Annotated in this window: 20 protein-coding genes; 6 read left to right on the forward strand and 14 right to left on the reverse strand. The window is 31.9% G+C overall.

The genetic code is table 11. The features are described 5' to 3' along the window. Positions 1-38: 38 nt before the first annotated feature. From bsdtb5_RS14475 to bsdtb5_RS14490, 4 genes are all read right to left on the reverse strand, one after another. Complete coding sequence (locus tag bsdtb5_RS14475; RefSeq protein ID WP_271712688.1) at positions 39-1,496, reverse strand: UDP-N-acetylmuramoyl-L-alanyl-D-glutamate--2,6-diaminopimelate ligase; 1,458 nt, start codon at positions 1,494-1,496, stop codon at positions 39-41. A gap of 314 nt (positions 1,497-1,810) precedes the next feature. After that, positions 1,811-2,695 carry a MetQ/NlpA family ABC transporter substrate-binding protein gene (locus bsdtb5_RS14480; RefSeq protein ID WP_271712689.1) on the reverse strand — a complete coding sequence of 295 codons (885 nt, stop codon included), beginning with the start codon at positions 2,693-2,695 and terminating at the stop codon, positions 1,811-1,813. Positions 2,696-2,858: 163 nt separating this feature from the next. After that, a complete protein-coding gene (locus bsdtb5_RS14485) occupies positions 2,859-3,515 on the reverse strand; it encodes a methionine ABC transporter permease (protein WP_271716117.1) in 657 nt (218 codons plus the stop codon). 53 nt (positions 3,516-3,568) lie between these two features. Then, complete coding sequence (locus bsdtb5_RS14490) at positions 3,569-4,378, reverse strand: methionine ABC transporter ATP-binding protein (protein ID WP_271712690.1); 810 nt, start codon at positions 4,376-4,378, stop codon at positions 3,569-3,571. A 539-nt stretch (positions 4,379-4,917) separates the two neighbouring features. Here bsdtb5_RS14490 and bsdtb5_RS14495 point away from each other — a divergent pair. Then, the gene (locus bsdtb5_RS14495) at positions 4,918-5,499 is read left to right on the forward strand and encodes a TetR/AcrR family transcriptional regulator (RefSeq protein WP_271712691.1); all 582 of its coding nucleotides are present in this window, start codon (positions 4,918-4,920) and stop codon (positions 5,497-5,499) included. Between the two features lie 417 nt (positions 5,500-5,916). Next, positions 5,917-6,834: an ArsR/SmtB family transcription factor gene (locus tag bsdtb5_RS14500; protein WP_271712692.1), complete on the forward strand. Its 918-nt coding sequence runs from the start codon at positions 5,917-5,919 to the stop codon at positions 6,832-6,834. Between the two features lie 262 nt (positions 6,835-7,096). Here bsdtb5_RS14500 and trpD read toward each other — a convergent pair whose 3' ends face one another. After that, positions 7,097-8,104 (reverse strand): anthranilate phosphoribosyltransferase, encoded by a 1,008-nt coding sequence (trpD, locus tag bsdtb5_RS14505; protein WP_271712693.1) that lies wholly within the window; start codon positions 8,102-8,104, stop codon positions 7,097-7,099. A gap of 278 nt (positions 8,105-8,382) precedes the next feature. On the opposite strand from trpD, the gene bsdtb5_RS14510 reads away from it, so the two are divergent. Further along, positions 8,383-9,939 carry an ABC-F family ATP-binding cassette domain-containing protein gene (locus tag bsdtb5_RS14510; RefSeq protein WP_271712694.1) on the forward strand — a complete coding sequence of 519 codons (1,557 nt, stop codon included), beginning with the start codon at positions 8,383-8,385 and terminating at the stop codon, positions 9,937-9,939. A 146-nt stretch (positions 9,940-10,085) separates the two neighbouring features. Here the strand turns inward: bsdtb5_RS14510 and lepB (bsdtb5_RS14515) are convergent, their stop codons facing one another. The 6 genes from lepB (bsdtb5_RS14515) to bsdtb5_RS14540 all read right to left on the reverse strand — a co-directional run bounded on the left by lepB (bsdtb5_RS14515) (position 10,086) and on the right by bsdtb5_RS14540 (position 13,692). Next, positions 10,086-10,757, reverse strand: coding sequence for a signal peptidase I (gene lepB, locus bsdtb5_RS14515; protein ID WP_271712695.1), 672 nt, complete (start codon positions 10,755-10,757; stop codon positions 10,086-10,088). A gap of 23 nt (positions 10,758-10,780) precedes the next feature. Then, positions 10,781-11,374, reverse strand: a complete 594-nt coding sequence (gene lepB / locus bsdtb5_RS14520) for a signal peptidase I (RefSeq protein WP_271712696.1) — start codon at positions 11,372-11,374, stop codon at positions 10,781-10,783. 213 nt (positions 11,375-11,587) lie between these two features. Beyond that, positions 11,588-11,833, reverse strand: coding sequence for a DNA-directed RNA polymerase subunit omega (gene rpoZ, locus bsdtb5_RS14525; RefSeq protein ID WP_271712697.1), 246 nt, complete (start codon positions 11,831-11,833; stop codon positions 11,588-11,590). 1 nt (position 11,834) lies between these two features. Continuing rightward, positions 11,835-12,467, reverse strand: a complete 633-nt coding sequence (gene gmk, locus bsdtb5_RS14530) for a guanylate kinase (RefSeq protein ID WP_271712698.1) — start codon at positions 12,465-12,467, stop codon at positions 11,835-11,837. After that, positions 12,460-12,744: a DUF370 domain-containing protein gene (locus bsdtb5_RS14535; RefSeq protein ID WP_271712699.1), complete on the reverse strand. Its 285-nt coding sequence runs from the start codon at positions 12,742-12,744 to the stop codon at positions 12,460-12,462. The genes gmk and bsdtb5_RS14535 overlap by 8 nt, the downstream gene beginning before the upstream one ends. A 69-nt stretch (positions 12,745-12,813) precedes the next feature. Then, a complete protein-coding gene (locus bsdtb5_RS14540) occupies positions 12,814-13,692 on the reverse strand; it encodes a YicC/YloC family endoribonuclease (RefSeq protein WP_271712700.1) in 879 nt (292 codons plus the stop codon). 316 nt (positions 13,693-14,008) lie between these two features. Here bsdtb5_RS14540 and uraA point away from each other — a divergent pair, with 316 nt between their 5' ends. Further along, positions 14,009-15,286, forward strand: coding sequence for a uracil permease (gene uraA, locus bsdtb5_RS14545; protein ID WP_271712701.1), 1,278 nt, complete (start codon positions 14,009-14,011; stop codon positions 15,284-15,286). Between the two features lie 65 nt (positions 15,287-15,351). Here the strand turns inward: uraA and bsdtb5_RS14550 are convergent, their stop codons facing one another. The 3 genes from bsdtb5_RS14550 to bsdtb5_RS14560 are packed head-to-tail and all read right to left on the reverse strand — an operon-like array spanning position 15,352 to position 18,662. Continuing rightward, the gene (locus bsdtb5_RS14550; protein WP_271712702.1) at positions 15,352-17,415 is read right to left on the reverse strand and encodes a DUF6449 domain-containing protein; all 2,064 of its coding nucleotides are present in this window, start codon (positions 17,413-17,415) and stop codon (positions 15,352-15,354) included. Further along, positions 17,390-18,292, reverse strand: coding sequence for an ABC transporter ATP-binding protein (locus bsdtb5_RS14555; RefSeq protein WP_271712703.1), 903 nt, complete (start codon positions 18,290-18,292; stop codon positions 17,390-17,392). The genes bsdtb5_RS14550 and bsdtb5_RS14555 overlap by 26 nt, the downstream gene beginning before the upstream one ends. Next, a complete protein-coding gene (locus bsdtb5_RS14560) occupies positions 18,285-18,662 on the reverse strand; it encodes a GntR family transcriptional regulator (RefSeq protein WP_271712704.1) in 378 nt (125 codons plus the stop codon). The genes bsdtb5_RS14555 and bsdtb5_RS14560 overlap by 8 nt, the downstream gene beginning before the upstream one ends. 402 nt (positions 18,663-19,064) lie before the next feature. On the opposite strand from bsdtb5_RS14560, the gene bsdtb5_RS14565 reads away from it, so the two are divergent. Beyond that, positions 19,065-20,813, forward strand: a complete 1,749-nt coding sequence (locus bsdtb5_RS14565) for an Rqc2 family fibronectin-binding protein (protein ID WP_271712705.1) — start codon at positions 19,065-19,067, stop codon at positions 20,811-20,813. Between the two features lie 10 nt (positions 20,814-20,823). Continuing rightward, entirely contained in the window at positions 20,824-21,630 is an 807-nt protein-coding gene (locus bsdtb5_RS14570; protein WP_271712706.1) for a histidinol-phosphatase HisJ family protein, read from the forward strand. Positions 21,631-21,766: the final 136 nt, after the last annotated feature.

A 21,766-nucleotide genomic window follows, 5' to 3' on the forward strand; every position in this document is an offset into this window, starting at 1 on the left:
CATCCGACCTAAAGTCGCTCTATATATAAGATATAAGACTACTTCCCAGCTAAGATATCTTGAATAAGATCTCTTTCATCCATTTTATATTTCTTACCTTTTATTTCTTGATAATCTTCGTGACCTTTACCTGCTAAAATGATTACATCACCCTCTTCGGCATGATCAATACAATATTTAATAGCCTCTTTACGATCAATAATCTCTACATATTTACCCTCTGTCTTAGCTAAGCCTATTTTTATATCATTTAGAATATCCTGTGGTTCTTCATCTCTTGGGTTATCACTGGTTGCTACTGTTAGATCCGCATATTGTCCTGATATCTCACCCATCTCATATCTTCTTAATTTTGAACGGTTACCACCACATCCGAAGAGACATACTAATCTCTTTGGATTGTATTCTCTTAATGTAGTCAGTAAACTCTTAAGACTCATAGCATTATGTGCGTAATCAATCATTAATGTGAATTTATCTGAGATTGGAATAATCTCAACACGTCCTTTAACCTGAACGGTATCTAACGCTTTTTTGATAACCTCTTCATCAACATTAAAATGTCTACAGATTGCAAGAGTTGTTAATGAATTATAAACACTAAATTTACCTGGAATATCAATATTTACATCAAAATCGAGTAACCCTTTCACCGTATAGTGAACACCTAGATAACCTGGTTTTCTAAGAAGTTGTACATCTGTCGCTCTAATATCCGCTTTATCACTGAATCCAAAGGTCTCAATCTTACATGTATGACCTTTAATTACATCAAGCGTATGTTCATCATCAATATTTACAATACCAACCTTACATTGTTTGAATAATAAACCTTTACAACTCATGTAGTCTTCAAAATCTTTATGCTCATTCGGTCCAATGTGATCTGGTTCGATATTAGTAAAGATACCATAGTCAAATACAAAACCAGCTACACGATGAAGCATAAGTCCTTGTGATGATACTTCCATAACAACTGCTTCACATCCTGCTTCTACCATTTTTGCAAAGTAGGATTGTAAGGTATAAGATTCCGGTGTTGTATTACTAGCAGGAATTATTTCTTCTCCAATAATTGCTTCTATCGTTCCAATTAAACCTGTTTTAATTCCAGCACTTTCAAGAATTGATCTTACCATATAAGTTGTAGTTGTCTTTCCTTTTGTACCTGTTACTCCAATTGTCTTTAATTTACTTGCAGGATAATCAAAATATGCTGCTGATAATAGTGCAAGAGCTAATCTCGTATCTTCCACTTTTAATACGACTACGTCATCTGGCACTTCAACCATCTTTTCGACAACTAATACTTTCGCACCTTTTTCTACAACTTCATTTACAAAATCATGTGCATCACGAACTGACCCACTGATACAAACAAAAACAGAATCTTTTACAACTTTTCTTGAATCATAAATAAGTTCTGTAATATGGGTATCAATATCACCTTGGATTACTGTATATTCTAATTTTTCGATTAACTTGGATAACTTCATAATATCCCTCCAACTTTATTTCTCATATTCTCTATTATTTCCAACTTTTCCATAATAATAGTTTACTTTTTCTATAATTAATTATAGGCAATTTTACTCTTTTGTAAAGCAATTTAGAAGAATAGTGGTTGTCCCGGGTGATATTCTTTATTTTAAACTTTAATCCATGTTGATACCTCTCTACTCAACTATAATCATAAAAAGGAAATGTGAAATCTTATCTTTCACATTTCCTTTTATGATTATTATAGAATTAAACAACGATATCTGTTCCGTAAATTAAATCCTTTTAACACTTGAATCTTATCCCAATATTAGAATACTGGTACAACTGCACCTTGGTATTTCTCTTCAATAAATTTTTTCGTTGCATCTGATGTTAATGCTTTGATTAAGGCTTTAGTTTTTGCCGAATCTTCATTTCCTTCTTTTACTACAAGGATATTTGCATAGGTCTTAGCACCCTCTGATGTAGCATCTTCTACTAATAAACCATCTTTACTAGCAGATAATCCTTCTGCTAAAGCATAATTTCCATTTACAACGGATAGATCAACATCTTTGATCACTTTTACAGTCTGAGCAGCTTCAACTTCAACTATCTTAAGATTCTTTTTATTTTCTTTTATATCATTTATAGTTGCATCAAGTCCTACTCCATCTTTTAACTTAATTAATCCTGCGTCTTGTAATAATAATAAAGCTCTTGCCTCATTTGTTGTATCATTTGGAACTGCAATCTGAGCACCATCTTTTAAATCTGCAATTGATGCTGTTTTACCAGGATAGATTCCTAGAGGCTCAAAATGAATGCTAGCAACTGATTTTAAATGTGTTCCATTCTTTTGATTGAAATCATTTAAATATGGAGTATGTTGAAAATAATTCGCATCTAAACTTCCATCTTCCGTAGAAGTATTTGGTTGAATGTAATCTGTATATTCTACGACCTTAATCTTAAAACCATCTGCTTTTAGAGAATCTTTAACTGCATCTGAATTCAAAATTGTAGCATGAGGCTCAATTGATGCACCTACTACGATTTCTTCTAATCCTTTGTTATCTGATTTATCAGTTGTAGTTTGTGTATTTTTTTGATTTGCATCATCTTTATCTGATTTGTTACTGCAAGCTGTTAACAACGCTCCTGTAAGAATTAATACTAGGGCTAATGCTCCGAATGACTTCCCTTTTTTCATAATGAATCTCTCCTTTTATTTATTATTTTTATGATCATTTAGTAATCATAGTTATAATTTGCTTTTCACTTGATTACTAAATAAAAATCCGAATGATAATTTCCCTAATCTTTTAATTAATAATTCAATTTTATAGTACATATATTTACATTTTCTTCTTAGATTATGTATTTTTCTTATCAATCTTCTTGGATATCAACTGCCCAATACTTTGTATAATTTGGACTAATATCACTAGTAGTATAATGGTGATTATCATCACATCTGGCTGGTATCTATAATATCCATAACGAATTGCAATATCTCCTAGTCCACGACCACCTACCGTACCCGCCATAGCTGTATAACCAACTAATGTGATACTCGATAGTGATACCCCTAGGATTATAGATGGTAAAGCTTCTACTAACATTACCTTGAATACAATCTGCATATCACTTGCTCCCATTGATCTTGCTGCTTCTATAACCCCTTTATCCAGTTCTTTTAAAGAATTTTCAACTAATCTTGCGATAAATGGTATTGCACCTATAATTAATGGTACAGTAGCAGCTTTAGGACCAATTGTTGTACCAATTACCATTCTTGTAAATGGCATAATAGCAACTAATAGAATAATAAACGGTATTGACCTTCCTACATTAATAATGAAGCCTAACACTTTATTTATCACTGGCATTGGATGAATTCCATCCTTACTTGTAACTTCTGCTAAGATTCCTATTGGTAAGCCAAACAGATAGGCAATGATTGTTGCAACCAAGGTCATATATAATGTATCTAGCATGCCCTGAACTAGCATGTCGCTATAATTAGTCATAATATCATTGAGGGTATTTGATAATCCATTGATTAGCTTCATAAAATTATCCATTATAACTCACCTCCAATTAATTGTCTGGTTATTTCTGATTGATGATTTTTAAAGACATCAGGGGCACTACCTTGCTCAATAATCTCAGATTGATCAATAACAGCCACTTTATTACATATTTCTTTAACTACATTCATCTCATGAGTAATAATAACGATTGTAACTTTTGTTTCTTCATTAATTTTCTTAAGTAATGTTAATATTGACTTGGTTGTCATACTGTCTAGAGCTGAAGTAGCTTCATCACACAAAAGAACAGAAGGATTAGTGGCTAAGGCCCTAGCTATAGCTACCCTTTGTCTTTGCCCTCCACTTAACATGGATGGATATGCTTTTGCTTTATCTTCTAAATCGATGATTTTAAGTAATTCACTTACCTTACGCTTGGTTTCTACTTTTTTCACCTTTCTCTTTTCAAGATACGAAAGTGATTTATATTCATTTATTTTCATATTTTCTGGCACAAAATCTTTGATTCGTATTATTTCAAGTCCAAATGCAATATTCTTCTCAACTGTTTTTTGCATCAATAAATTAAATCCTTGAAATATCATTCCAATATTTTTTCGAACTTTACTAAGACTCTTTCGATCAAGATTTGTTATATTGATTCCATCTATATGAACTGATCCACTTGTTGGCTTTTCCAATAGATTCATACATCGAATTAATGTACTTTTACCAGCTCCACTCATCCCAATTATTCCAAAGATATCACCATCTTCTATTTCCAAATTGATATTATTTAAAACCGTAGTTTTTGTTTTTTTATTTTGATAAGTTTTTGTTAGATTTTTAATTTTTATCATACTAGCTCCAATCTGCAATTTCTTTTGCGTAAAAATATAACCTAGTATTTAGATATGTTTTATTGCATTTAATACTACAATGTATTTTCTTTTTTGTCAACATAATTTTAGTTATATCGATTGATATCTTAATTACTTATTTATTTAACTAGTTTTATATTCAAAATATTCAATATCTCTTATTAATAAATAAGAATACTTCATATACTATACGCTTCATCTTAATAGTTACTTATATTACTTTCATTATAAAACACCACTTTATCATAGCATAGTGGTAACTTTATACAGTTCTATGCAAATTCGCATTTCGATACCCTATACATATTGGAAGTAACACCAAAAACTTGGCATGGAAATTTGACACCTTAACCATTAATATAAACTGATAACTGCTACGTAAATTACTTATATTTCTAATAATTCAGTTATTTTGTGCAAGTTATATATTATTCGCACAATTAAATGACATATTTTACAATTCATCTTACTGCCTTTTTGTGATACAATAGATATAGCAGAACACGGAGGTATATTGTATGGCTTCAGCAGGTGAATTAACAAAGTCAAAAATAGCAGATACAGCATTACGACTTTTTAAAGAAAACGGATATGATAATGTTACTATCCATCATATATGTAAAGAATGTCAGATTACTAAAAGTACTTTTTATTATCATATTAAATCTAAGGAATCTATTATTGCTCAGTACTATGATGAATTAGATCATTGGATTGATTCCATAGTTGCAGGATATATAACCAGTGATAACTATTGGCTTATCTTATGGAAATGCTTTGAATCAATCATTAAACGTTCCATGGAATTCGGTCCTGATTTAAATGGGCAATTATTAAAAACAAACATTACGGAAGATGTAGGTACATACGATTTTCGTGAGGCTACTTTTAATATTTTCTGTATGATTATTGAAAAAGCTCAAGAAATGGGACAAATTAAGAATACTAATCCACCTGAGGATTTATTTAGAACTTCTACTTACATCATCGATGGAAATGATGTTCTTTGGTGTATAAAGAAGGGGAATTTTGATAAAATATCAGAAGCAAAAAAATCATTAGAAATCTTATTCGAAGTACCACAAGAATGGAGAATCTAGGATAAAAATAATATAAATATAGTATTAGAAAGAATATCTGCAATTGCTAAATTGTAGATATTCTTTTTACGTTAGTCATTAGTTTATTGTCTAAACTATTTTATATATTTATAAATTTAGCCTAATAGTCTTGTGAATTTTTTCTATTTTTAAGGTATTTTCTAAATATTTTTTTATGTTTTTAATATATTTCATTAATCCATTGGCTATTTTTCTATTAAAACGTTAAATATTTAAGATTCATACTTCTCAATTGCTTGATTTATTAAATTTATTGTTTTATAATTAGATAAGTTGAGATATTTTGGTTAATTTATGCAATAATATCTGCAAACAAAGTAAAGTTAAATTAACAATTGTCTACCTGTCTGTAGCTAACTAGCAGACCTATAAAATACAAAAAGGACGGTGCTATATATGTTGCACATAAAAACCTTAGATGATGGCTTAGAAATTTTCAAAGCCCTAGGTTCAGAAATACGTATTGAAATTATAAAATTACTATTAATAAATAAAGGCATGAATATGAACGAACTTGCTACCAGCCTTAACATTACTAATGGTGCATTAACTAGTCATATTAAAAAGTTAGAAGATTGTGGAATTGTTACTATCGTAAGCGAATCTTCTGGACATGGTAATCAGAAAAAATGTATGGTTAACCTAGATAAAATATTAGTTGAGTTAAATCATGAGGAAGAATCCAAGAATATTTATGATACCGAGATAAAGATAGGTCATTATTCCGACTTTAAAGTATTTCCTACATGTGGTCTAGCCACTTCAACTGCTTTAATCGGAGAAGTTGATGATGCTAGATATTTTGCACATCCTGATAGAATCAATAGTGATATTTTATGGTTTACAAAAGGCTATATAGAATATATGATTCCTAACTTTCTACCTCCTTCACAGAAAATAGATCAAATCACAATTTCTGCTGAGTTGGCCTCAGAAGCTCCAGGGGTAAATAATTTTTGGCCATCTGATATACATTTCTATTTAAATGATATATTTTTAGGATCATGGACTAGCCCGGGGGATTTTGGTGATGTTAGAGGAATCTTCACTCCTGACTGGTGGTATCCAGATTGGAATCAATATGGCCTTCTTAAACTAATCGTAATCACTACCGATGGTACCTTTATCGACGGAATAAAGATATCAAATGTTTCACTGAACGAACTGAATCTCGATTATAGAAGTTCTATGAAATTAAAATTATCCGTACCTGAAGACGCTGAACATGTAGGTGGTTTAACCATATACGGGCGTAACTTTGGTAACTACAATCAAGATATAAAAGTACGAATTCATTATAGTCCTATGTATTAATGTTGTAGTCAAAATCCTTATTGTAGTTTACTGAGTGTATTCGTCTGGATTGATCAAGTATAATGTAGCTTTTTAACCGCAAAGTTTGAATAAGTAAATTTCCCCTTTTCTATATATAATCAATATTACATTTATACCGTCACCTAAAGGATGACTATAAAATGAGATATTGTTTATATAAAGAAAGGGGGATTTTAGATTTATATGAATTATTAACACACTTAAAATTTTAAACATTCTAACTATATTATGACAACAATAACTATCCTCTACTAAATTCAATTAGCTTAATTAATTTATCCATTGCTTTACCAGAGTCAATGGACTCCTCTGCCATCATAATACCTTCTTCTATGGACATAGCTTTATGCCCTGCATAAAGTGTTGCTCCTGCATTAAATAACACAATATCTCTTCGATACCCCTTGGTTCCAGACAAAATATCTAGAGTAATATTAGCATTCGCTTTCGCATCTCCTCCAGTAAGGCAATCTAGAATAGTTCTTTTAAATCCAAACTGCTCAGGTGTTATCACATAATTGATAACCTTTCCGTCTTTAATCTCAGAAACTACCGTATCAGAAGCATTCGAGATTTCATCCATTCCATCCTTTGCATTCACAACTAGCGCACTCTCAATCCCCATAATTCTCATAGCCTGTGCAAATACTTCCGTTAAATCTGGATTAAATACTCCAATGACTTGATGCTTCGCACCAGATGGATTCGACAAAGGTCCTAAAATATTAAAAATGGATCGTATTCCCATCTCACTTCTTGCTTGCCCTACATACTTCATCGATTTGTTAAATGTCTGAGCAAACATAAAACCAATCCCTATTTCTTCAACCGATTGTTCCACCTTCTTAGGCTCAAGCATGATGTTAACTCCAAGCTCTTCAAGAACATCAGCAGCTCCACTCTTGCTTGAAACCGAACGGTTGCCATGTTTCGCAACAACTAACCCTGCACCAGCTACTACAAAGGATGATGTCGTTGATATATTAAAGGAGTAAGTGCAGTCCCCTCCTGTTCCAACGATATCTATATAATTATCTACTTTAGGAGATATATGTTCTGCCTTGTCTCGTAACACGGTAGCACATCCAACAATTTCATCCAGTGTTTCTCCTTTTAATCGTAAAGCTGTCAAAAATGCACCAATCTGTGCCTGTGTTGCTTCTCCACTTAACATTAGATTCATGGCTCTTTTTGCTTCTTCTATGGATAGATTATTACCTTCTACAACCGCTTTAATAGCCTTCTTCATACTCTTCTCTCCTTATTCCCTTATATTACCTACATATACTAGCTATATTTTATCGCTTTACCGTAGGAAAGTCAATATTCTTTGTAATCAATATTTTCTAATAAATCTCTAATATATTACTTATCGCACTTATCTATCAGACAATCATTGGAATAAATACGAAGTAATTCTTTTTAAGAAAACTCTATGCAAAAAATAGTTTTTAGTGTAAAATTATTCTCAGACTGTTTAAATTTTATTAGTATATTCCGTTTCACTAGAAACAGATAGGAGTTAAGATGAGTATTTTAAATGTTGTAAATTTAAGTCATGGTTTCGGAGACAGAGCCATATTTAATAATGTTTCTTTTCGTCTATTAAAAGGCGAACACATTGGATTAATTGGAGCTAATGGAGAGGGAAAATCCACCTTTCTTAATATAGTAACTGGTAAATTAATGCCTGATGATGGGAAAGTTGAGTGGTCTAAAAATGTTAGGGTTGGATACCTAGACCAACACTCTGTTCTTAGCAAAGGTATGACAATTCGAGATGTACTAAAATCAGCGTTCTCGTATCTTTTTGAATTAGAGACTAAAATGAATGATCTATGTACACAAATGGCTGAGGCTAATGATGAAGAACTTGTCACAATCATGGAGGAGTTTGGAAGCATCCAAGAAACACTTGATTCTCATGATTTCTATATTATCGATTCTAAAGTTGAGGAAATAGGAAGAGCTTTAGGTTTGGATGACATTGGTCTTGATAAAGATGTTACAGACCTTAGTGGTGGGCAAAGAACTAAGGTATTATTAGGTAAGCTATTACTTGAAAAGCCTGATATCTTATTGTTAGATGAACCTACGAACTACTTAGATGTAAATCACATCGAGTGGCTAAAAAGATACTTGCAAGAGTACGAAAATGCATTTATCTTAATCTCACATGATATTCCTTTCTTAAATAGCGTTGTTAATCTAATTTATCATATGGAAAATCAAGAGTTAAATCGCTATGTTGGCGATTATGATAAATTTATGGAAGTTTACGAAGTGAAGAAGTCTCAGTTAGAATCAGCTTACAAAAGACAGCAGCAAGAAATCAATGAATTGCAAGACTTTGTTGCTAGAAATAAAGCCAGAGTGTCTACAAGAAATATGGCAATGTCAAGACAGAAAAAGCTTGATAAAATGGATGTTATTGAATTGGCCAAAGAAAAACCAAAGCCAGAATTCAACTTCAAAGAAGCAAGAGCTGCTGGTAGGTATATATTTGAGACGAAAGACCTTGTCATTGGATATGACGAACCTCTTTCCAAACCACTTACTCTAACTATGGAACGTGGTGATAAGGTTGTCCTTACAGGTGCAAATGGTATTGGTAAGACAACCCTATTAAAGAGTATTTTAGGAATGATTCCTGCTATATCAGGAACTGTTACATTAGGCGATTATTTATATAAAGGTTACTTTGAACAAGAAATGACTGGCGACAAAAATAGCACCTGTATCGAAGAAATCTGGAAAGAGTTTCCATCTCTTACTCAATATGAAGTTCGTTCTGCTCTTGCGAAATGCGGCCTTACAACGAAACATATTGAAAGCTTAGTTCGAGTACTTAGTGGTGGTGAACAAGCCAAGGTACGTTTATGTAAATTAATTAATACTGAAACTAATGTTTTATTATTAGACGAACCTACAAACCATTTAGACGTTGACGCAAAAACAGAACTAAAGAGAGCATTACAAGCATATAAAGGTAGCATCCTCTTAATCTGCCATGAGCCTGAGTTCTATGATGGGCTAGCAACAAAAGTATGGGATTGTTCCGCTTGGACAACTAAGATGGTATAATTAATAATAATTAATTAACTTAGTAGATAAAGATGATAGATAATATTATAAATTAATCAATAAAAAGCTCTTTGCAGAGTATAAGAAGGTTTCCACAGGAATCCTATCCTAACTCTTGGCAAAGAGCTTTTTTGATTATATATTATTTATTTCACTGTTCCAAACTTATTAAGTGGCCATACTCGAATCAAGCATTTGCCTTCAATCAAGTCTCTTTTTACAGGGCCAACTTCTTCATATCGACTATCTTCACTTACCTTACGATTATCGCCTAATACGAAGTACTCATCTTTTCCTAATTTGATTGGTTCTGCTGCAATACCAGATTCAGTGATAGGATCTTTACCATAATGCTCTTCTAACTTTTTATTGTTGATATAAATATCACTACCGATGATCTGAATTGTTTCTCCTGGTAAACCAATTACTCTTTTAACATAATAATCCTTTTGGTCTCTTCCATAAGGATAAAACATAATAATATCAAAACGTTTTGGATCTGAAATGTGATATGTAACTTTATCAACAATTAAGTTCTCACCACTATGAAGAGTATTCATCATTGATGGTCCATCTACAACAGTTCTTTGAATTACATATCGTGGTACAATAAATACGCAAACAAATAATACCGCAGCATATATTAGTAACTCCATAATTGTTCTTTTTATACCACCCTTTTTAGTATCAGAACTTTTATCATCTGGGATTGGTTCATCTTGATGGTTTGTGTCCACTTCATCATACTCAACATTCTCTTTGTTACCTATATTTTCAATTTCTGATTCTATAAAATCATCTTTTTGTTTATTATCCATATATAACTCCTATCTCGCTCCGATTAGCGGTGCTTTAGAACTCCAATTTCGTTAAGAGGCCATATTCTAAACCAGGTACGGCCAATAATCGAATCCCTTTGAACGAGACCAACTTCTGCGAATCTACTATCTTTACTATTATTTCGATTATCACCTAACACAAAATATTCGTCTTTACCTAGCGTTATTGGGTCTTTCGCTATTCCTCCATCCTCTATCGGATCTTTACCATAATTCTCTTTTAATAATTTATTATTTATATAAATATCACTTCCTTTGATTTGAACAGTTTCTCCTGGAAGTGCAATGATTCTTTTTATAAAATACAACTTCTTATTGTTCTCGAAAGGTCGAAACACAATGACATCAAAACGTTCTGGTTCATGTAAACGATAAGATACTTTTTCAAGTATTAAATGATTTTCATTTTGCAACGTACTTTCCATTGATGAACCATTCACTTCAACATGTTCACCAACAAATATGTTAATAAATCCAAATATAGCTATTACCACTAAGAAGTACAGAACCATATGCATAATATCTTTCATATAGTTTATTTGTTCAACTTCTTCAACTTTACTATCTTCTTTTATATCTTCATTCTGTTTCATCATTCTTACCTGCTTCCGTAGGATTCTTACGACTTTAGAAGCATACTCCTAACTCATTCATATGCTAAAGCACTTTCGAAACATCCATATTACAGCAAATTATCTTATATTATTTCTAATACTCTTAAGATATCTTACAATATATAAATGAAACGAAAGTGCTATATTCTTTTCAATGCTTACTAACCATATAAGCTTAGAAATCTGTGTTATTAATTAATCTTCCTTAATGTCTTCATCACTAACGATTTTTACTTTTGATTCATAAAGTTCTTCGATTGCGATTGATAGAGGTTTTGGACAATTGCTTCTTACAAGTGGTTCACTACCATCAATAATTTGTCTTGCTCTTTTTGATGTAGCAAGTACGATGGAATATCTACTTTGAACAACAGGTTGCTCACCTGATTCTACCTCACTATTAACTATTGCCATTAAATCTGTATACGATGGATGTAACATATTAAAATTCTCCTCTCTTAAAAGCCTCTAGCTCATTTGATATCTCTTTGATAAATTCTTTGTTTTTTGACGACTTACTATGCTCGTTCATAATAATTTGATTAATTTGTTCAACACAAGCCTTTAAATCATCATTTACTACAATATAATCATAACAATTCATATATTCAGCTTCTTCCGAGGCACGGATTAGTCTTTTTTGAATTGTCTCTATTGTCTCAGTTCCTCTGTTAATTAGTCTTTTCTTTAATTCTTCGGCATTTGGAGGCGTGATAAAAAGTAATAAAGCATCTTCAAATTGCTCCTTCACTTTTAACGCTCCTTGAATCTCGATTTCTAATATAACATTCTTTCCTAATTCGAGTTGTTCCTCTACATATTTCTTAGGCGTTCCATAATAATTACCCACATATTCAGCCCACTCGAATAGTTGATTCTGTTCTATCATACTCTCAAACTTATCTCTTGTCAAAAAGAAATACTCTTTTCCATCAATTTCTCCCTGTCTTGGAGCTCTCGTTGTAGCAGAAATTGATAATCCATAATCAAATTGATTCAGCAGTTCTTTCATAACCGTACCTTTTCCAGCTCCTGAAAACCCTGAAACAACGGTTAATATTCCTTTTTTACTCATTCTCTTCATCCTTTAAATTATCTAATTTAACATCAATTCCTTCTTTATTGAAACGGTTCGCTATTGTCTCAGGTAAAAGTGCAGATAGTACAAGATGCCCGCTATCCGTTACAATAACAGCTCTTGTTCTTCTTCCACAAGTACCATCAATGGCCATGCCGTTATCCTTTGCATTCTGCACCATTCTCTTAATTGGAGCAGCTTCTGGACTTATAATTGCAATAATCTTCTCAGAATTCACTATATTGCCAAACCCTATATTGATTAAGCGATTCAATCTTCATTCCTCTTTCCGTTCAAAATTATAATAAAATGTTCGTCAAAAGTAAATAACATTTTTCACTTCTTATTCAATATTTTGTATCTGTTCTCTAATCTTCTCAATCTCAGTTTTCAGATCAATTGCTGTGTTCGTAACAGATAAATCATTTGATTTTGAAAGTATAGTATTGGCTTCACGATTCATTTCTTGTGCAATAAAATCAAGCTTTCTACCAACACTTTCGCCTTCTTCAAGAGTTGCTTTCATATTCTTAATATGACTCTTTAATCGTACCGTTTCTTCATCCACGCATATTTTATCTGCAAAGATTGTAATCTCGGTTGCAAGTACACTCTCATCAATTTTTGTATCACCTAGTAATTCAGATACCTTTTGAGTTAATTTCTCTCTATACTCTGATACAATCTCAGGTGATCTAGTCTCGATATAATCCACATGTGCCAGCATACCATCTAATTTGTTAATAAGATCTTTCTTAAGTTCATTACCTTCCGTTATTCTTGTCTCAACAAATCGTTTTGCAGCTTCTTCCACAACTTTCTCTAAAAGCTTCCATAGTTCTGTCTCATCAACTGTCTGTTCTTCAAGAATCAGTACTTCTGGATATCTTGATAACGTGGATACTCTAACATCGTTCTCTAATTGAAATTGCTCACTAATCTTAGTTAGATTGTTGTAATACTCTCTTGCAATATCTTCATTGTATTTTACACAAATTTTATTCTCAGTATAATCTTCATAAGTTATAAAAATATCTACTTTTCCGCGTTGTATATATTTTTTTAGAACATTTCGAATTCCTGCCTCAAAAAAACTTAGTTTTTTTGGCATCTTAATTGAGATATCACAATATCTATGATTTACTGCCTTCATCTCAACTATGATTTTCTTTTCTTCATTAGATATTTCATATCTACCAAAACCGGTCATACTCTTTATCATTTTTCACACGCTCTTTCATTTACAATAAGTAGTCTTACAGCTCTAATTCTCGTAAATCCTCATTATAATTATTCCATAATTTTCTATGTGATATTTATACACATATCATCTCATTATAATAGATATGTATAGACAAGTCAAGGTATGAGAATTTGTCGTTTATCGTCTAACAAAGCTCTTTATTTATAACGTATATTAATCATATAGTTTAGTACTAATTATAAATTGAATTTTTTAAATATTTTAAGTATTTTTTGTAGAATTTCCCCTTATACTATGCTATACTTTTCAAGATAAAATTTTAGGAGGTAATCTCGTGGGAAATAATAAAGTTATTCAAGTAGAAGATAAGGTACCTGTTAATCTATTGATACCATTATCAATCCAACATATGTTTGCAATGTTCGGCGCATCAGTTCTTGTACCTATTTTGTTCCATATCAATCCATCGGTTGTACTATTAATGAATGGTATTGGTACTCTATTATTTATTCTTATTACAAAGGGCAAATCCCCTGCGTATCTTGGTTCTAGTTTTGCTTTTCTTGTTCCAGCAGGTCTTGTCATGACAAAATGGGGATACCCAGAAGCTCTTGGTGGCTTTGTTGCAGTTGGTTTCGCTATTTGTATTCTTTCTTTCATCATCTATAAGTTTGGTATCAATTGGATTGACGTTGTTCTTCCAGCCGCAGCGATGGGGCCAGTAGTTGCACTGATTGGTTTGGAATTAGCTTCGACTGCCGCAGATACTGCTAGAATTGTTGTTACAGCAACTAGACCAAAAATAGATTCTGGTGATGTCATTGTCTTTTTAGTTACTTTAGCATTCGCGGTATTAGGTAATGTGCTATTTCGTAAATTCTTTGCTGTAATTCCTATCTTAATTTCAATTATTGCAGGATATATAACTGCATTAATTACTAATGTATTAAAACTTCAAGATGTAAAAGATGCTTTATTTACGGATTTCTTTGTAATCCCTAATTTTCAAGCCCCACATTTTAATCTTCAAGCAATCATCATGATTTTACCAGTTATTCTTGTTATTGCATCAGAGCATACTGGACATCAGATTGTTACTAGTAAAATTGTTGATAGAGACCTTTTAAAAGATCCTGGATTACATCGTTCCTTATTTGCTGATGGTATCTCCACTATTCTCTCTGGTATGGTAGGATCTGTTCCAACTACAACTTATGGCGAGAACATTGGTGTTATGGCAATGACAAAAGTATATTCGGTACGTGTAATTGGTGGAGCAGCAGTTCTATCGATTATCTCTTCCTTTATTGGACCAGTTGCAGCACTTATTCAGACAATCCCAGGTCCAGTAATTGGTGGTATTTCCTTCTTACTTTACGGTATGATTGGTGCTTCTGGTATCCGCATTATAGTTGATGCGAATGTAGATTATAGTCGAAGCCGTAATCTTACACTTACCTCTGTTGTATTTGTAACTGGATTATCTGGTGTTGTATTAAAGATTGGTGAAGTTGAGTTAAAGGGTATGGTTCTTGCTTGTATTGTTGGCATCATTCTATCACTTTTATTCTATATCTTTGATAAATTCAACTTAACTAATGATCGTGAATAATTAACTATAATATGAATTGGCCCTCACTATTTAAGTGAAGGCCAATTTTTTCTTTATATCATATTTTATTCAATATATCCAATATCTTTTTTCACGAAATCAGGTATGTTTCCTTTTCTAAAATAACAATTATATTTTTCAATATTGCCATAGTTATCTTTTTTCACAACCATATCGACACGAACCATATCCTCTACATTGATTACAGCTTGATTCATATAATAATGTTGATCTTCAACTAATCCTTCTAGAATTTGTCTTATCTTTTGCTGATCTTGATACTTGATTGTTTTTCCTTCATCAATAATTTTCATTACATTACCATCCATATTATCGGTAGTATTGTCATTTGAAGTATCTTGATTATTTGATATTGTTATTTCTTTTACAACCTGTGCAGTAACTCCATCCGTTGCATTAAATCCATGATTATTTAAAAATTTAATTGTATTTGAAAAGCTTGAATACACTGGATAATCATATAAATTTTCATTATTTAGTCTAATTGTAATATAAGCTAATGGATTCTTAGCATGTTCATCTAATGTAAGATTACTAAGATCTGCTTTATAGTCCTCTACTAATTGGTTCTTTTCCTCTTGATTCAAGCTGAATTCTTTATTTTCAAAAGTATTATAACATGAAATCTTTTTTATATATTCTGCATCCAATTGATAGATTGGATAATGAGCTTCTTTAAATTCTTGATTTTCATATAACTTCTTTATTAATTTCATTCTATCTTCCGAAGTCAATTTATATGCTCGATATACTTCTTTCCCATTCTTTAAAGTATACTTAACATTATACCCATAAGTTCCTTCCATATAACCATCTTCATCATGATTAATATTTTTTATACCAGCTTTCACAAGATCATATGCATTATCAAAATTGGTAAGTTTCATACGTTCCAATTGATACTTTTCTCCATTTATATAAGTCGTATCTTTGTCTGAGTAATGGATATCCTCATCTAATCCGTCTACTGATACACTCATCGTTTTTATATCGCTTTTACTAGGTAAATAAGAATCATAATGTGTCACATCTAGTTCAAAGATAAGTATAACTACTGCAATCATTCCAGCACATGTAAGCAGTTCTTTCTTATGAAGAAATGCACATCGTATATCAAAATTATAGATAATTTCAATAATCGCATATGATATGATGAAGGCTATGACTAATCCAAAGAAAAACCACCCCTGAGAGTTACCATACGTTACTTCGCGGAATAATATACCTCCTGCCAGTGTCAAAGGTACTACCAGCATAATTTTTATCACAGGCTTACTGATAGAAAATGCCATAGCCTTACCAGCTGCTTCGGATGGACGCTTCGTGTATAAAAACAATGCTAATATTATCAAAAGAATAGTTACAATCAAAGTGATAACGATATTTCCTCCTATCTCGCTACTACTTTTTTGTATTGTTTCAATATATCGTCCAATTGGTGAAAGGAAAAGAACAAATCCATCCATATCTTGATTCTTCATGTAATAAGTATGAAAGAATGTACTAAAATAAGCTTCCTTTAACGCCAATACACATGGACCATATATTAATAATACAGCGGTTCCAAAACAACTAATGATAAAATTACCCGTTAACATAACCGCAATAACTATTACAGTATAAATTAATGAATAAAATAGAAAGTTAATACCAATTGCTTTCAATACTTCATGAAATATTTCTCCACTCATTACATGGTTTATTGATAAAATTATAAAGCTAATAAGAATACTTATAATATAAGGAACTAAATAAATGAGTAAACCATTGATATAACTAACAGCAAATAATGCTTCTCTGCGAACTGGTATACTATGATAGAAATCTACCTTTTTCTTAGAATGTAAATAGAAGAATCCACTTAATCCACAAATAGCTGCACCACATACTACAATTAACACACCTAACTCAGATCGTATACCTACAAAATGCAGGATTTGCTCTCTTACATGTTCAATCTTATATTGATAACTGTTATACTTTTCAATCATGATTGCTAATAACACTGGGTAACTAAAGAAGAACACAATAGATGCCAAAGCAATTGTCCAGATTCTTCTTTTTATATCCTCTTTCATTAATTTAAAGAATAAGTTTCTTGATGTCATATCCCACTACCTCCGTTTCACTAATAAATATTTCCTCTAAGGTTAATGGAAGAACTTCTGAAAAGATTGGCTTTGTCTGTTCAATACGTTTCGTAATCTCTTCACAGTTACCTCTTGCAGTAATAGTATATAGATTACCTCTCTTATCAATCTTAATAAGTTCAATTCCTTCAAATACTTGCTTTATATCCACTTCTTTTTGGAATACGCATTGAATCTTGTGTATACTCAATTTCATATCAAATAAATCCTTGGATAATAATATTCCACCTTTATGCAGTAGCCCAACATGATCGCAGATATCCTCTAATTCTCTTAAATTATGTGAAGCGATAATAGGTGTCATATTACGTTCTGATATTTCCTTTGCAAAGATACTTTTTACTGCCTGACGCATCACAGGATCTAATCCATCGAAGGTCTCATCACAGAAGATATATTTCGTATTAGCGCAGATACCGCAGATAACAGATAATTGCTTTTTCATACCTTTGGAAAACGTATTAATCTTTCGCTTTCTATCTAATTCAAATTGTTTCATCAACGTATTGAAACGATCACTATCAAAGTTGCTATAAATAACCTGATAATATTTCTTTAACTCCTCTGGTGTTGCATTGCTAAAGAAATACTGATCATCTGAGATATAATAAAACAGCTCTTTTGCTTTGATATTTTCATATACTTCCATACCATCGATTTTAATCGTACCACCATCAGGTTTTAATATACCAGCCAACATTCGTATAAAAGTGCTCTTACCAGCACCATTTGTTCCAACAAGACCAAATACATTACCTTCTTTGATGGTTGCTGTAACCTGATCTACGGCTTTAATCTTATCAAAGTACTTACTTACATTTACAGCTTCAATCATCTTTTCCTTCCTCCTCAAATCCCTCATTAACTTTACTTAAAAATATTTCTTTGGTGATTCCAATCTCTTTTGCTTCTTTCACTAATTGAAGTACTTCCAATAATATTTCATCTTTCTTGCATTGAACCAAATGATTGTTATCGGATATGAAACTTCCTTTTCCTTTTACTGAATAGATATATCCCTGTCTCTCTAATTCAGCATATGCCCTCTGAATGGTATTCGGATTAATCGATAAATCCATTGCCAAGTTGCGAACTGATGGTAGCTGACTATCTGGTTCAAGAACTCCTTTTAGAATTAGTTCTTGAAATCGTTCTACTACTTGTTCATAGATGGGACGTCGATCTTTATAGTCTATAATTATCATAAGTTACTCCTTTCCATCAATATAGGGAATTAGACAAACACGAAACGGAACTATTATGTTTCGACATTTTGTACTAACTGTACTATGTTTCTTAATACAGTTAGTATAGTTATACTTCTATATTTTGTCAAGTAGAAATTTTATATATCTTACTTTTCATCACTCTTTATTGTAGGATTGATCAATAAGGATTAAAGTGCCAAAAGTCTCTCTTAACCTTATTGTGTATAATGAAACACCGATATACACTCAGAAAAACAAAATAAGACATTTGGTACTTTAATCCCGAATATTTTATTGGTAATTTTTCTTTTAAAATCTGATTAATATAGTATAATATACAGTATCAGACGAAACAGTATTGTTCTTCGATGATAAACACACGAAAAGGAGTACCAACACATGGCATTAGATGGATTAGTAATATCTAACGTCGTTTGGGAGTTAAACGAGAAACTCTCCGGAGGACGTATTAATAAAATAGCGCAACCCGAAACAGATGAATTAATTCTAACGATTAAATGTAATCGTGAACAATTAAAGTTACTCATATCAGCAAGTGCAAGCTTACCGCTTATTTATTTGACTACTGATAATAAACCAAGTCCACTTACCGCACCCAACTTCTGTATGTTGCTTCGCAAACATTTAAATAGTGCGAAAATAGTAAGCATAACACAACCTGGACTAGAACGTATAATACGAATAGAAATAGAACACCTAAATGAGTTAGGCGATGCGTGTATAAAGTATCTGATTGTCGAGATCATGGGTAAACATAGTAATATTATCTTTGTTGATGACAAGGAAATGATTATTGATAGTATCAAGCATATTTCAGGTATGGTCAGTTCAGTTCGTGAAGTATTACCTGGCAGGGATTATTTTATTCCAAAGACAACTGATAAACTTGACCCTCTAGAACTAACCCTTGAACAATTTCAAGAGACAGTAATAAGCAAACCAACAACAATTTCAAAAGCAATATATACCTCACTAACTGGTATTAGCCCATTAATTGCAAATGAAATCTGTTACCGTTCTTCTCTTGATTCCGAGCAGTCAACAAGTTCCTTAAATGATATGACAAGTATCCATTTATATAAGAATCTTGAGAGACTAATCGATGATATAAAAGAAAAGAACTATAAACCGAACATTGTTATGAATGGGAAAGAGCCTATCGAATTCTCTAGTACTGCTTTAAGTATGTATCCTAATTATGAGACAAAAGATTATCCTTCTATCTCAGACGTTCTAGATAATTATTATGCAACTAAAAGTACCATAACTAGAATAAGACAGAAATCTTCCGATCTACGAAGAGTTGTATCAAATGCCTTAGAAAGAAGTTATAAGAAATATGACATTCAACAAAAGCAATTAAAGGATACCGAAAAACGTGATAAATTCAAAGTATACGGCGAATTAATCAATACCTATGGTTACAACCTTGAACCTGGTGCGAAAAGTCTAACCGCACTCAATTATTATACAAATGAGGATATCACAATACCTTTAGATCCAACCCTAACTCCGATGGAGAATTCTAAGAAATTTTTTGATAAATACCAAAAATTAAAACGTACTTGTGATGCACTTGCCGTTCATATGAAGGAAACAGAAGAAGAAATCAGCCACTTAGAATCCATTCATACTTCTCTTGATATTGCTTTGCAAGAGGAAGACTTAGTTGAATTAAAAGAAGAATTAATGGAATATGGCTATGTTAAGAGAAAATATTCAGGTAAGAAACCAAATAAAAAAGAGAAAGTTACAAGCAAACCATTCCACTACATTTCTAGCGACGGTTATCATATGTATGTTGGAAAAAATAATTTCCAAAACGAAGAATTAACCTTCCACTTTGCCATTGGTAACGACTGGTGGTTCCACGCAAAAGGCATGGCTGGTTCACACGTTATAGTAAAGACAAATGGAGATGAACTTCCAGATCGCACCTTTGAAGAAGCAGGTAAATTAGCAGCTTATTATTCCAAAGCCCGTGGAATAGATAAAGTTGAAGTAGATTACACAGAAAAGAAGAATATTAAAAAACCAAATGGAAGTAAACCAGGATTTGTAGTCTATTACACAAATTATTCATTAATTATTGAACCAGATATCTCCGATATCGTTCAAGTGAATTAAGGAGGCCCCTATGATATTATCCGATTCTCATGTTCACACTGAATTCTCTAGTGATTCTACAGAATCCATGGAGAAGATGATTCTTAAAGCGATTGAATTAGGTTTAGAAAGTATCTGTTTTACCGATCATCTTGATTATGATTATCCAAATAAATACGGGTATGATTTTAATCTTGACGTCGATTCTTATATGGGCCGATTAGAGGAGTTAAAAGATAAGTATCAATCTAAAATCAAGATTAGAAAAGGAATTGAGCTTGGTTTAATGCCCTATTTGTCAGATCGATATAATGAGTTAACAAGTAAATATTCCTTCGATTATATCATTGGCTCCTCTCATTTAATTGACAAAAAAGATCCTTATTATGAAGATTTTTGGACTGATATGAACGAAAGAGATGGTTATGAGGCTTATTTTAGAACAATTATTGATAATATAGCTTCTGGTTGTGATTTTGATAGTTATGGGCATATTGATTATGTTGTAAGATATGGACCTAATAAAAATTCGAAGTATACCTATGAAACATACTCTGAAATACTTGATGAAGTATTAAAGACTATCATACATTCAAGAAAAGCTCTTGAAATTAATACTGCTGGCTTCAAATATGGTCTAGGTCATTTTCATCCTCAAACCGATGTTCTAAAACGTTATCTTGAATTAGGTGGTGAATTAATTACCATTGGCTCTGATGCACATAAGAAAGAGCATTTGGCATATGATTTTGATAAAACATCTGATATTCTAAAAAGTATGGGATTGAAATACTACGTAGAATTTGAGAATAGAACACCTAAAATATGTCCTCTCTAGGCAAAAGATAAAGAGCTACTACAATATATATTAATGTATTGTAGTAACTCTTTCTTTATTTTCATTTGCGTTAATTCATAAATAATTTAACATTGTAACAGAACCAATATTTCTTGGCTTCTCCACTTACTTCTAA

The organism is Anaeromicropila herbilytica (assembly GCF_016591975.1).
Taxonomy (GTDB): Bacteria; Bacillota; Clostridia; order Lachnospirales; family Lachnospiraceae; genus Anaeromicropila; species Anaeromicropila herbilytica.